This window comes from Nocardia tengchongensis, from assembly GCF_054781395.1.
The window spans coordinates 345141-357973 of sequence record NZ_BAAGUM010000017.1 but is presented as its reverse complement, the minus strand read 5'-3'; the positions used below and the strand labels follow the sequence as shown (position 1 = coordinate 357973).

Here is a 12833-nt window from a genome sequence, read left to right as displayed (position 1 = left end):
GCCGCCACGAGCGGCGTCCCACGAAAGGAATCGATTGTGACCGCAATGCACACCGAAGCAGGGGTTTTCGGCCGCTCGCACGAACTGAGCGCCCGGCGACACGAGCAGGTGGTGTTCTGCGAGGACGACCGGAGCGGACTCAAGGCGATCATCGCGATCCACTCGACCACGCTGGGTCCCGCGCTCGGCGGCACCCGCATGTACCCGTACGCCTCGGAGGCGGCCGCGCTGGACGACGTGCTGCGCCTGTCGTGGGGAATGACCTACAAGGCCGCGGCCTCCGGGGTGGATCTGGGCGGCGGCAAGGCCGTCATCATCGGCGATCCGGCCAAGGACAAGAGCGAGGAACTGTTCGCGGCCTACGCGCGGTTCGTCGAATCCCTGGGTGGGCGCTACATCACCGCCGGTGACGTGGGGACCAATACCGACGATCTGGATGCCATCGGCCGCTACACCAGTCACGTGACCGGTCGCAGCACCGCGGCGGGCGGCTCCGGCGACAGCGCCGGGCTCACCGCGCTGGGCGTGTTCAACGCCATGCGCGCCGGCGCCGAATCCGTGTGGGGCGCACCGACCCTGGCGGGCCGCACGGTCGGCGTCGAAGGCGTCGGCAAGGTCGGGCGCGAACTCATCGGGCTGCTGCTGGCCGACGGCGCGGAGGTGTGCGCGACCGACGTGAACACGGCCGCGCTGGAACGTATTTCGGCGGATCACCCGTCGGTTCGACTGTTGAGCAATGTTTCCGCCGCTCCGGTCGACGTCTACGCCCCCTGCGCCCTCGGCGGCACGCTCACCGTGTCGAGCGCCGAGGCCCTGGAGGCGAAACTCGTCTGCGGCGCCGCCAACAACCAGTTGGCCACGCCCGCAGTGGAATACACCCTGAACGAGCGCGGCATCACCTGGGTCCCGGATTTCGTGGCCAATGCCGGCGGGCTGGTTCAGGTGGCCGGAGAGCTGCGGCACGCGGCGCCGGCCGAGGTCGAAGACGCAGTGAGGGGCATCTTCGACCGTTGCCGCGACATCATCGCGGAATCCAGGGCCGAGGGCATCGGCACCGGTGCGGCGGCGAACAGGTTCGCGGAGCGGCGTCTCGACGCCATCCCGCGAGTTCGCTGAACGCGGCACCGAATTTTCGGAAGGGAGACGACAAGTGGCGTTCGTGAGCGGAATGTTCCGCACCAAATCGGTCGAGCAATCGATCCGGGACACCGATGAGCCGGATTCGAAGCTGCGCAAGGATCTGACCGCGCGGGATCTGACCATCTTCGGTGTCGCGGTGGTCATCGGGGCGGGCATCTTCACGCTCACCGCCCGGACCGCGGGCCAGGTGGCGGGGCCGTCGGTCTCGCTGGCCTTCGTGTTCGCGGCGGTCGCGTGCGGGCTGACGGCGTTGTGCTACGCCGAGTTCGCCTCGACCGTGCCGGTGGCGGGCAGCGCGTACACGTTCGCGTACGCCACTTTCGGCGAGGTCATCGCCTGGATCATCGGGTGGGATCTGATCCTGGAGTTCGCGCTCGCGGTATCGGTGGTCGCCAAGGGGTGGTCGCAGTATCTCGGTGAGGTGCTGGGCGGGGTGGTGAGCCCCGTCGCGCACCTCGGATCGGTCAGGTTCGATTGGGGCGCGGTGCTGATCATCGCCGTGGTCGGGCTGCTGCTGGCCACCGGCACCAAGCTGTCCTCCCGGGTCTCGGCGGTCGCGGTGGCCATCAAGCTGGCCGTGATCGCGCTGGTGCTGGTGGTCGGCGCGACCTACTTCAAGGCGTCCAACCTCAGCCCCTACATTCCCCCGGCGCAGCCGTCGGAGCGGGCGGGCGGCGTGCACCAGTCCCTGTTCTCCTTCCTGACCGGTTCCGGCGGAACGAGTTTCGGCTGGTACGGCCTGCTGGCCGCGGCCTCGCTGGTGTTCTTCGCCTTCGTCGGCTTCGACGTGGTCGCCACCACCGCCGAGGAGACCCGCAACCCGCAGCGCGACGTCCCGCGCGGCATCTTCGCCTCCCTGGCCATCGTGACCGTGCTGTACGTAGCGGTCTCGCTGATCCTGACCGGCATGGTCCCCTACACCGAGCTGGCGAGCGGAAATGCGACCTTGGCAACGGCTTTCGCCATCCACGGCGCCACCTGGGTCAAGAACATCATCTCCATCGGCGCCCTGGCGGGCCTGTCCACGGTCGTCATGGTCATGTTCCTGGGTCAGACCCGAGTCCTGTTCGCCATGGCCCGCGACGGCCTGCTCCCCCGCGGCCTGGCCCACACCGGCAAACACGGCACCCCGGTCCGCCTGACGGTCATCGTCGGCGTCGTCTGCGCCCTGCTCGCCGGCTTCGTGGACTTCGGCACCCTCGAGGAAATGGTCAACATCGGCACCCTGGTCGCCTTCGTCCTGGTCTCCCTGGGCGTCCCCATCCTCCGCCGCACCCGCCCCGACCTGAAACGCGGCTTCCGAGTCCCCCTGGTCCCCCTCATCCCCATCCTGGCCGCCCTGGCCTGCCTGTGGCTGATGCTGAACCTGTCCATCGAAACCTGGATCCGCTTCGTCATCTGGATGGCCATCGGCATCATCATCTACTTCGCCTACAGCCGTTCCCATTCCGTACTCGGCAAGCGGAAAGCGCCCGCCGCGGAATCGATCCCGGCACGCGAACCGGATCCGGTCCCGTAACCCCGCCCCTGCCCCCGGTTCGGTGCAGAACTGGGCTCTCCCGAGGACGACCTGCCCCTGTCCAGGAGCAGGTCGTCCTCGAATCGGATCGCCCCGAGCGATCAGTTCGACTGCCGCACCGCACGCAGAATCAGCTCGGCGACCGCGCCGGGCTGGGACACGGTGACCGCGTGTGAGGCGGCGATCTCGACCGATTCGGCCTGCGCGCGCTCGGCCATGAACCGCTGGGCTTCCAACGGAATATTCTTGTCGTCGGCAGTGAGCAGTGCGAATGCCGGAATGCTCGTCCACGCGGCCGCCGCGGCCGGTTCCTGGAGCGCGGCCAGGGCGACCGGCCGTTGCGTCACCGCCATGGCCGCGGCGGTGGCGGCGGGCACGTCGGCGGCGAACTGCTGCGGGAATTCGTCCTGCCGGATGTACAACTCGGTGCCGTCGGCGCCATCGGCCAGCGGGTAGGACGCCGGGCGGGTCGTCGGGCCGAGGGTCGAGCCCGGGAACTTGTCGGTCAGCGCCAGCGCGCTCTCACCGACCTGCGGAATGAACGCCGCCAGATAGACGAGCGCGGTGACCTGGGACTTTCCTTGCGCTGCCACGCTGATGACGCTGCCTCCGTAGGAATGCCCGGCCAGCACCACCGGCCCGTCGATGCTATCGACGACCGAGGCGACATAGGCGGCGTCGGAGGTGAGACCGCGCAGCGGGTTGGCCGCCGCGAGCACGGAAACTCCCTCGGCGGCAAGGATTTCGATGACACCGTTCCAGCTGGAGGAATCAGCGAAAGCGCCGTGAACCAGAACGACTGTGGGGATGGTGGTCATGGGGATGACTCCTGGATCGAGATCGAATAGGACGGCTGTGCCGGGCGCGGATCGGCTCGCCCGGCAGTGCGGTCAGGAATGCAGCGCCGCGCGCAGTGTCGCGACCGCCTGCGTCACGGCGGCTTTCGCGGCATGCGTGTCGTGCAGCGCGTTCACCATCACGAAGTCGTGAATGATCCCGCCGTAGCGCACCTGGGTGACCGGCACGCCCGCGTCGCGCAGCTTCCCGGCGAACGCCTCGCCCTCGTCCCGCAGCACATCGGCTTCGGCGGTGATGACCAGCGCCGGCGGCAGTCCGGCCAGCTGCTCGGTGGTGGCGCGCAACGGCGAAACAGTAATGCGCGCACGGTCTTCGGCGCTGGTGGTGTACTGGTCCCAGAACCACCGCATGCCCTCACGGGTGAGGAAGTAGCCCTCGGCGAATCGCTCGTAGGATCCGGTGTCGAAGTTGGCGTCGGTGACCGGATAGAACAACACCTGCTGGGCGAAGGAGACATCGCCGCGCTCCTTGGCCATCAGCGTCAGCGCGATCGCCATGTTGCCACCGACCGAATCGCCGGCAACCGCCATCCGGGAAGCATCCAGGCCCTTGCTCGCGCCATCGGTGGTGACCCACTGCGCGATTCGATACGACTGCTCATTGGCAACGGGGTACCGAACATCCGGCGAGCGATCGTATTCCGGGAATACGACGGCTGCGCGCACTCCGACGGCGAGATCACGAACGAGCCGGTCGTGAGTGTGCGCGTCGCCGAACACCCAGCCCGCGCCGTGCGTGTAGACGATGACCGGCAGCGGCTCGGCCGCGCCCCGCGGCTTCACGATGCGAGCCCGCACCGACCCGGTCGGGCCACCCTCGACCGCGATCCACTCCTCGTCGATCTCCGGCTTGAAGATCGGCGAATCCTGCACCGAGTCAACCGCTTTACGGCCTTCCTCGGGCGGCAGCTGGTACAGGAACGGCGGCTGCGAGGTGGCGTCGACGAACTCCTGCGCGGCCGGTTCGAGCGAAATGCGGTGCGGATTTCCAGACAAAGTTGTAGCCCTCTCTACGGTGATGGAAGGGATATTTCTATCCGGAATCTCTGCGCGGCGCCCCTCGGTGCGGGCCGTGAAATCCCCGATTCAGGACACGGCCGCGATGGCGGGCTCCGGCAGCGCCGGCCATTTCGCCGAGCCCGTGGTGCGGAAGCGCTGCTGGTATTTGCGCGGCGAAATACCCAGGCGAGCAATGAAAGCCCGGCGCAGCGCCTCACTGTTACCGAATCCCGCCGCCATGGCCGCCTCGGTCACCGAGCACCCGGCGTGCAGCATGTCCCGCGCGACGCCGAAGCGGATGAACGCCACATATTCGGCCGGTGAGCGTTCCAGCTCGGACCGGAACAGCCGGGTCAGGTGCCGCACGCTCACTCGGGCGTGCGCCGCGAGGGTCTGCACCGTATGCGGGAAGGCCGGATTCGCGCAGATCAGATCGACGACCGTGCGCACCAGCGGACTGCGCGGCACCGGGCCGGTCAGGGAAGCCGAGAACTGCGACTGCCCACCCGCCCGCTGCATGTAGACCACCAGCAGTTGCGCCGCCCGCCGCGCCACGTCCGCGCCGTGATCCTCCTCGACCAGCGCGAGGGCCAGATCCACGCCCGCCGCCACCCCTGCCGAACTGTAGAGATTGCCGTCCCTTACGAAGATCGCGTCCGGCTCCACCTCGACGGCCGGGAACTTCCGGGCCAGATCCGGTGCGTACTTCCAGTGTGTGGTCACCCGCCGCCCGTCGAGCAGTCCGAGTTCCGCCAACACCGCTGTCCCACTACAGATCGACACCAGCCGCCGGGTGTGCGCGGACAGATGCCGAGCCGCGGCCAGCACCTCGGGCGTCACGAACACCGAGGCCGGCAGTTCACTCCCGGGAATCACCACGGTGTCGAATCTCCCGGCCTCGGCCGCCGCACCGCCCACCGCCACCCGCGCGCCGATCGAGGTCTGCACATCCCGCCCGTCGGCCGAGAGCAATACCACCTCGTACCCGTCCACCGCTTGATTGGCTTCCACGAAGACCTCGGCGGGACCGGCGAAGTCGAGCATCTTCACACCATCGAACACGAGGATCCCCACCCGACGACGGGCGGATTCGGAAGATATTGATGACATGTCCACCAGTATTCTGGAGACACGCCTCCAGAACAAGCGGAGTGCTCGAGATCGCAGATTGATATTGATACGGTGAGTCCCATGGGTAGACCGCGACAGTTCGACGAGCAGACACTGCTCGAAGCCGCGATCGAGCTCTTCTGGGCGCAAGGCTTCGACACCACTTCGGTCGAGGATGTCTCCCGCGTAACCGGCATCGGCAACGGCAGCATCTACGGCGCCTACGGCAACAAACGCGGCCTGTTCCTGGCCGCTTTCGAACGCTACTGCGACCGGCGCGCCCGCTTCGTCCGCACCGCAATCGAATCCGCCCCCGAGTCGGCGCGCGCAGCCGTCCGCACCCTCTGCCATGCCGTCATCGACGACTGCGCCGCCCACCCCGACCGCCGCGGCTGCCTCATGATCAATAGCGTCGCGAACCTGGGCAGCCGTATTCCGGAAGTCGCGACCATCGGCGCGCGCACCACCGCCACCATGGAAGAGGCTGTCGCCGAACGCCTCCGCCGCGCCATGATCGCCACCGGCCCGGCCGACGAAGAACTCCTCTCGGCCCTGAGCGCGAACGTCATCATGACCGCCCAGGGCCTCATCCAGCTGAGCCGCATGGGCGTCGCCTCCGCCCGCCTTCGCGAAATCGCCGATGTTTCAACCGAGATCCTCCCATCCGCCTGGGCAGGCGATCCGGATCTGCGCTAGTCCTTGCCGGCGGGCTCCGTACTTGCCCCGCCGCGGAATCGATCCCGGCACGCGAACCGGTTCCGGTCGGCTAGATCTGCGCGCCTTCGCTGAAGAACCGTGAGTTCACGAGGACGAACTGCTCCTGGCCCAGGGGCAGGTCGTCCTCGTAGTGGATCGCCTCGACCGGGCAGACCGGTTCGCAGGCGGCGCAGTCGGTGCATTCGTCGGGGTTGATGTAGGCCATGCGGTCGCCGACCACGATGCAGTCGACGGGGCACTCCTCGATGCAGGCTTTGTCCAGGACATCCACGCAGTCGGCGCCGATCACGAAAGTCACGGTGGGCTCCTCGATCAATCTGGGTCCGCGCGATGCGGACAGTCATGATCCTGCGGGTGTTTCGCGTGCTCAGGTAGCACCCGAATGCCGATCACGCCATAAGCTGTCCTTATGATGCTGCCGCCCGGGACACCGGACCTGGACGGGCTCGCGCTGCTCGCGTCGGTCGCGGAACTGGGCAGTCTCGGTGCGGCGGCGCGGCGGCACGGTATCAGTCAGCCCGCCGCGAGTATGCGGATCACCGCTCTGGAACGGCGGCTCGGTCTGCGGCTGCTCGATCGTGGGCGCACCGGGTCGGTGCTGACCGACGCCGGGCAGGCGGTGGTCGAGTTGGGGCGGCCGGTGCTCACGGCGGCGCTGGCGCTGACCGACGGGATCGCCGGGCTGCATCGCGCGCAGCGGCCGGGACTGCGGATCGTCGCCTCGACAACCATTGCCGACCATCGCATTCCGCACTGGCTGACCGCGTTGCGGAAGGTCCATCCGGAGGTGGCGGTGGTGCTGGATGTGGCCAATTCGCGGCAGGTGGCCACCGCGGTCCGCGATCGCGAAGCCGAGCTCGGGTTCGTCGAAGGACCGCACCCGCCACCGGGATTGGGCAGCCGGGTGCTCACCGCCGACGAGCTGGTGGTGGTCGTCGCGCCGGGGCACCCGTGGGCGTCGCGGCGGCGGCCGCTGACGGCGCGCGAACTCGCCGATACCCCGCTGCTGTGGCGGGAACGGGGATCCGGCACCCGCGACACGGTGTGGGAGACCCTGGAGATTCACGGCACCCCGGCCCCGCCCGCCGCCGAACTCGGTTCCGCCGCAGCAATTCTCGCGACCGCCCGCAGCGGCGCGGCACCCGCGGTCGTCAGCCGGCTGATCGTCGCGCACGAACTGCGCGCGGGCACCCTGCGGGCCGTCACGCTCGCCGAGTCGACACCGCTGACCAGGAAGTTCCGGGCCATCTGGCACCGGCGCACACCGCCCACCGGCCCGGCGGCCGAGCTGGTCGAACTGGCTGCCCGAATCGAAGCTGCACGCACGCAACGACACTGAGCCCCAGTCCGCGGCGGCCCGAGGTTCCGAGGGCCGTTCCGGGCAGTGCTGCGGCCTGGGTGCGCGGGAGAGCCGGTTATCAACCACGGGGCGGCCCGGACACGATGCGGCCGGAAGGTGAAGCTGCACCGGACAAGTGAGGCCCCGCCGCGGCAACGTCCGCGGCGGGGCCTGGCTCGTGCGGAACTACTTGTCGGTGAGATCGGCGACCGCTGCGCCGGCGGCATTGGTCTGAACCGAGGCGATGCCCTTCTTCGCCGCGTCCTTGCTCGCGTACGCCTGGCTCTGCGCGATAACCTCGCCGTTGCCGGCCTTGAGCCGCCACCGGAACTTGTCGGCCGCATCAGCGAACAGCTCGAACTTGCCTGACATGACTACCTCGTTCCACGCCTGGAAAGTGCATCTGACATTCATCAGGGTAGGGGCAGGAAACCCGAACGGTCGGAATGGACATGCGGGGGTTTGTCGTACACCGTCTAGTAGGCCGGACGTGGGCTGATACGTTGACGGAGTGACCCGGATGCAGGATGTGACAGCGGCAGACCAGGCGGCCTCGGAGGACGAGGCCGGGACCAGGGCGTACTACGTCGAGCTGGAACCGACGCGCGACGGGTACGAGCGATACTCGGCCACCGCCTCGACCATCAGCGTCTGGGCGGCAACCATGCAGCACGGCGCGCCGCCCTCGGCATTGCTCGCCCGCGCGGTGGAACGGTGCGCACCCCGTGAGGGGGCTCGGATCGCGCGACTGACCATGGAGATCCTCGGCCCGGTTCCCGTGGGCGAGATCGAGGTTCGGGCCTGGATCGAGCGGCCGGGCAAGCGAATCGAACTGGTCGCGGCGGAACTGGTCGCGCCGCAACCGGACGGCAGCGCCCGCGTGGTCGCCAAGGCCGCGGCCTGGCGGATCGCCACCTCCGACACCTCCCAGGTCGTGCACACCGCCGACGCCCCGCTGCCGCCGGTGCCGGAGACGGGCGAGGTCGGCTGGGGCCTGCCCGAGGGCTGGGATATCGGCTACGTGAAGTCGGTGGACCTGCGCGGGGTGGACAGCGACGACATCACCCGGCGGGTGTGGGTCCGGCCCCGCGTCGAGGTGGTCGAGGGCGAGCCGATCTCGCCCCTGGTGCGGGTGTTCTCGGTCGCCGATGTGGCCAATGGCGTTGGCGCGCGGCTGGATCCGACGCACTGGACGTTCCTCAACACCGACCTGACCATCGACCTGTTCCGGCTGCCGGTCGGCGAGTGGATCGGGCTGGCCGTCGAGACCTCCATCGGACCCGACGGGATCGGGCTGTGCTCGACCGTGCTGCACGACGCACAGGGCCCGATCGGGCGCTGCCTGCAGATCCTGGAGGTGCGCGCCCGGGCCCAGCGATAAGGAAACCTATATCGTTGACCCGGTGGACCCGCTGCGTCAGCTGCGCTACTTCATCGCCGTCGCCGAGGAATTGCACTTCGGCCGGGCGGCCGAGCGGCTGCGGATCGCCCAGCCCGCGCTGAGCCAGCGCATCCGCAAGCTGGAGAGCGAGCTCGGCGCCCGGCTGCTCGACCGCGACAGCCGCCGCGTGGAGCTCACCGAGGCCGGCCAGATCCTGCTGGTCGAGGCGCGCGACCTGATCGCGCGCTGGGAACGGGCGAAATCGCTGGTGGACAAGGCGCACCGCGGCGAGGTCGACGCGCTGCGGATCGGGGTGCCGCCCGAGCTGGCGGGCCGGGTGCTGGCCGCCATGCTCACCGCGTTCGAGAACCGCCAGGTGCGGGTGGACCTGCAGGAGCTGACCACCGCCGAGCAGGTCCGGCTGCTGACCGAACGGGAACTCGACGCGGGCCTGCTGCAATATCCGGTGGAGGTGACCGGCCTCGAATCCGGCCCGGTGGTGGAGACCCCGCTGGGCGTGGTGCTGCCCCGCGATTCCCCACTGGCCCAACGGACTTCACTGACCCTGGCCGACCTGAGCGGGCACGGCCTGGTGATCTTCCCGCGCGCCGCCGCCCCCGGCCTCTACGACGCCACCCTGCGTACCTGCTGGGAGCACGGCTTCCACCCGGCCTCGGTGCAGCACGCCGTCAATCCCGAATTCGTGCTCGGCATGGTGTTGTCCGGGCGCGGCGTCGCCTTCGACACCGGCCTGGTGGCGCAGAAGGAGCCGCGCGTGGTGTGGCGGCCCCTGCCCGCGGGCACGCTGAGCTGGCGGCTCGCCCTCACCTGGCCGGCGGCGGCACCGCATCCGCTGGTGCGGGAATTCGCCGACCTCGTCGTATCGGTGGTGCGGGGCGACAGCACGGCCGTCCCGGCACCGATTCAGGACCGTCCGCAGCGCCGACCGTGGGATGTGGTCGCGGGCAGGCAGTGATCGATGCGTTCGATCGCGACCGACGCCGCCGTGCCGATGGCCCGGTCCACCACGGGCTGCCGCCCGGCCAGTGAGTGCGAGACCGTGAAAACCGCGACGGCGTACCGGCTTCCGTCCGGATAGCCCACCACGCCGATCTCATTGCGGATGCCGGGCAGCGTCCCGGTCTTGGACCAGATGTCGACGCCGGGCGGGAACGCCGACGGCAGCCGATGCCCGTACACCTGCTGCCGCATCAGATCCCGCACGAACGCGCACGCCTCGGGCGGCCCCGCCTGGTCCCGGCCGATGAGCAGCAGTAGCCGGGTCATATCCCGCGCGGTCCCGGCCGTGGTGCGCAGCGGATCCACCGCGCGGCTGCCGAACACCTCCTCGGCACTGGATTCCGGGTAGCGCCGGGCGAATTCGAGCAAGTCACGCGCACCGATGTCCTCGGCCATGCTGTAGAGGATGTCGCGGATCGAACCCAGCACACGGGTGTCGGCGAGCCCGAGCTCCCGCACCAGGGAACGCACATTGTCGACGCCGACCCGGTCGAAGAGCAGGTCGGCGGCGGTGTTGTCGCTGACCGTGAGCGCGAAATAGGCGGCGTCGCGCAGGCTGTACTCGACGTCGTCATGGCAGCCGGCCGAACCCACCCCGCCCAGCCGGTCCGCCGCCGTGGCCCGCACCCGGTCGGCGGGATCCAGTTGCCCGGCCGCCACCTGCCGCGCGAACTCCAGCACCAGCGGCACTTTCACCACCGAGGACAGCACCACCGGTTCGTCGGCGGCCCAGCCGAATTCCGCGTCGCAGTCGAAGCAGCGGGCGTGCACGCGGCCCTCGACGCCGGCGTTCCGGAAGATGTCGTCCACTCCCCCAGCATTCCCGGTGCCCCGGATGCGGCCGCCGAGCACCCGGCGAACCGGCACACACAGGGCCGCACGCTGGAACGATATCGATTCGCTTATCAATACTCATCCGTGTCGGTCTTGGACAGCCGCGGGTGATCCGTGTTGGGGTGGGTGGCATGGCAGGTTTCAGCAGCTCGACCCGCACCGGTGTCTGCGTCGCCGCCGTGCTGGTGGCGACGACGGCGTGCTCCGGATCCGATTCCACCTCCGGGCTGTCCAAGGCGGTGGACGCCTTCGCCGACGCCCTCACCCGCGACGACGTCCCGGCCGCCGCCCAGGCCACCAGCGACCCCGCCCAGGCCTCGAACGTGCTGGGTCCGCTCTACGACAACCTCGGCAAGCAGGCGCATTTCGCGGCGGGCAACGTCGAGAAGACCGACGACGGCGGCACCTTCACCCTCACCGCCACCTGGAAGCTGGGCCAGGACGGCAAGAACGAGTGGACCTACACCACCGCGGGCCGCGCCGAACGCGCCGGCGGCGACTGGAAGATCCATTGGGACCCCGCCACCGTCGCACCCGGCCTGAACCTCGGCCCGCTGTCCTACAGCGTCGTGTACCCCGATCCCGCCAAGGTGCTCGACAGCGCCGGCGGCGCATTGCTCACCCAGCAGATGGTGACGCTGGTGAACCTCGCGCCCGGCGCGGACACCGCGGCCGTCGCGGCGGCGCTGCTGCCGGTCGCGCCCGATGTCACCGCCGCGAGCCTGCAAGCGGATCTGGCCGCGGCGCACGGCAAGCCGATCACCGCGGTCACCTTGCGCGAATCCGATTACGCCACAGTCCAGTCCGCGCTCACCAACCTGGCGAATGTGACGACCGCGCAGCAGACCCGGCTGCTGGCCGTCGACAAGGCGCTGGCGTCGCCGACCTTCTCGGGGCTGTCCGATCTCTGGCAGCAGCAGGCCGACGCCGCCGCCGGGTGGGCGGTGCGCGCCCAGGGCAGTGACGGCACGCAGCGGGTCGGCGGCCCGGATCCGCGGCCGGTCACCGACATTCACACCGGCCTCGATGTCGGGCTGCAACGGGCGGCCGAGGCGGCGCTGGACCCGATCACCACCCCCGCCGCCATCGTCGCGCTCCGGCCGTCGACCGGAGACGTGCTGGCCATGGCGCAGAACGCGCCCGCCGACGCGCAGGGACCGATCGGACTGACCGGGTTGTATCCGCCGGGGTCCACGTTCAAGACCGTCACCGTGTCGGCCGCTCTCCAGGCCGGCGAGGTCACCCCCGACTCGACCGTCGCCTGCCCCGGCAAGGAGAACATCGAGGGCCGGGAGATCCCCAACGACAACAACTTCGACCTCGGCCAGGTGCCGCTGCACACCGCCTTCGCCAAGTCCTGCAACACCACGATGGGCCGGCTGGCCGTGCAGCTCGCGCCGGACGGGCTGACCAAGGCGGCCGAGCAGCTCGGGCTCGGCATCGACTACGTGACACCCGGCCTGACCACCGTCACCGGCAAGGTGCCGACCGCGGACACGCCCGCCCTGCGGGTGGAGGAGGGCATCGGGCAGGGCAAGGTGACCGCGTCACCGTTCGGCATGGCGCTGCTGGCCGCGGCGCTCGCGCAGGGTTCGGTCAAGCCGCCGACCCTGGTCCAGGGGCAGCCCGGCAAGCCCGACCGGCAGCCCCCGGCGCTGCCGCCCGGCATCGCCGATCAGGTGAAATCCATGATGCGCGAGACGATCACCGGCGGCACCGCCACCGCGCTGCGCGACATCCCCGGCCTGCTCGGCAAGACCGGCACCGCCGAATACATCGACGACAAGCACGCGCACGGCTGGTTCGTCGGCATCGACGGCGACCTCGCCTTCGCCGTGTTCGTCAGCGACGCGGGCAGTTCCGACCCGGCCGTCCAGGCCGCGGGCCGCATGGTGCGCGCACAGCGCTGACCTCCCG

12 protein-coding genes and 1 pseudogene are annotated in these 12833 nt (G+C 69.6%); 7 read left to right on the top strand and 6 right to left on the bottom strand.

What is annotated here, in order from left to right; all coding sequences use genetic code 11:
• Positions 1-45: 45 nt before the first annotated feature.
• Positions 46-1116: a Glu/Leu/Phe/Val dehydrogenase dimerization domain-containing protein gene (locus ACYVKL_RS32660; protein ID WP_379167935.1), complete on the top strand. Its 1071-nt coding sequence runs from the start codon at positions 46-48 to the stop codon at positions 1114-1116.
• Positions 1117-1168: 52 nt separating this feature from the next.
• A complete protein-coding gene (locus ACYVKL_RS32655) occupies positions 1169-2659 on the top strand; it encodes an amino acid permease (RefSeq protein WP_379167937.1) in 1491 nt (496 codons plus the stop codon).
• Positions 2660-2760: 101 nt separating this feature from the next.
• Here ACYVKL_RS32655 and ACYVKL_RS32650 read toward each other — a convergent pair whose 3' ends face one another.
• The 3 genes from ACYVKL_RS32650 to ACYVKL_RS32640 all read right to left on the bottom strand — a co-directional run bounded on the left by ACYVKL_RS32650 (position 2761) and on the right by ACYVKL_RS32640 (position 5625).
• Positions 2761-3477 carry an alpha/beta fold hydrolase gene (locus ACYVKL_RS32650; protein WP_379167382.1) on the bottom strand — a complete coding sequence of 239 codons (717 nt, stop codon included), beginning with the start codon at positions 3475-3477 and terminating at the stop codon, positions 2761-2763.
• A gap of 72 nt (positions 3478-3549) precedes the next feature.
• Positions 3550-4512 (bottom strand): alpha/beta hydrolase, encoded by a 963-nt coding sequence (locus tag ACYVKL_RS32645; RefSeq protein ID WP_379167384.1) that lies wholly within the window; start codon positions 4510-4512, stop codon positions 3550-3552.
• A gap of 90 nt (positions 4513-4602) precedes the next feature.
• Positions 4603-5625, bottom strand: a complete 1023-nt coding sequence (locus ACYVKL_RS32640) for a GlxA family transcriptional regulator (RefSeq protein WP_379167386.1) — start codon at positions 5623-5625, stop codon at positions 4603-4605.
• 81 nt (positions 5626-5706) lie between these two features.
• Here ACYVKL_RS32640 and ACYVKL_RS32635 point away from each other — a divergent pair, with 81 nt between their 5' ends.
• Positions 5707-6321 (top strand): TetR/AcrR family transcriptional regulator, encoded by a 615-nt coding sequence (locus ACYVKL_RS32635; RefSeq protein ID WP_379167388.1) that lies wholly within the window; start codon positions 5707-5709, stop codon positions 6319-6321.
• 85 nt (positions 6322-6406) lie between these two features.
• On the opposite strand, the pseudogene ACYVKL_RS32630 reads toward ACYVKL_RS32635, so the two are convergent.
• Positions 6407-6640: pseudogene (locus ACYVKL_RS32630) on the bottom strand (indolepyruvate ferredoxin oxidoreductase subunit alpha); the annotation flags it as partial.
• 111 nt (positions 6641-6751) lie between these two features.
• Here ACYVKL_RS32630 and ACYVKL_RS32625 point away from each other — a divergent pair.
• Positions 6752-7681, top strand: coding sequence for a LysR family transcriptional regulator (locus ACYVKL_RS32625; RefSeq protein WP_379167391.1), 930 nt, complete (start codon positions 6752-6754; stop codon positions 7679-7681).
• Positions 7682-7867: 186 nt separating this feature from the next.
• On the opposite strand, the gene ACYVKL_RS32620 is transcribed toward ACYVKL_RS32625, so the two are convergent.
• Positions 7868-8053 (bottom strand): YegP family protein, encoded by a 186-nt coding sequence (locus ACYVKL_RS32620; RefSeq protein ID WP_213557483.1) that lies wholly within the window; start codon positions 8051-8053, stop codon positions 7868-7870.
• A gap of 148 nt (positions 8054-8201) precedes the next feature.
• On the opposite strand from ACYVKL_RS32620, the gene ACYVKL_RS32615 reads away from it, so the two are divergent.
• On the top strand, positions 8202-9062 hold the full coding sequence (locus ACYVKL_RS32615) for a thioesterase family protein (protein WP_379167394.1): 861 nt from the start codon (positions 8202-8204) through the stop codon (positions 9060-9062).
• Between the two features lie 22 nt (positions 9063-9084).
• Positions 9085-10038 carry a LysR substrate-binding domain-containing protein gene (locus tag ACYVKL_RS32610; RefSeq protein ID WP_379167396.1) on the top strand — a complete coding sequence of 318 codons (954 nt, stop codon included), beginning with the start codon at positions 9085-9087 and terminating at the stop codon, positions 10036-10038.
• Here the strand turns inward: ACYVKL_RS32610 and ACYVKL_RS32605 are convergent.
• The gene (locus ACYVKL_RS32605; protein ID WP_379167399.1) at positions 9987-10892 is read right to left on the bottom strand and encodes a serine hydrolase; all 906 of its coding nucleotides are present in this window, start codon (positions 10890-10892) and stop codon (positions 9987-9989) included. The two genes, ACYVKL_RS32610 and ACYVKL_RS32605, sit on opposite strands and share 52 nt — an antisense overlap.
• 155 nt (positions 10893-11047) lie before the next feature.
• On the opposite strand from ACYVKL_RS32605, the gene ACYVKL_RS32600 reads away from it, so the two are divergent.
• A complete protein-coding gene (locus ACYVKL_RS32600; RefSeq protein ID WP_379167401.1) occupies positions 11048-12826 on the top strand; it encodes a penicillin-binding transpeptidase domain-containing protein in 1779 nt (592 codons plus the stop codon).
• Positions 12827-12833: the final 7 nt, after the last annotated feature.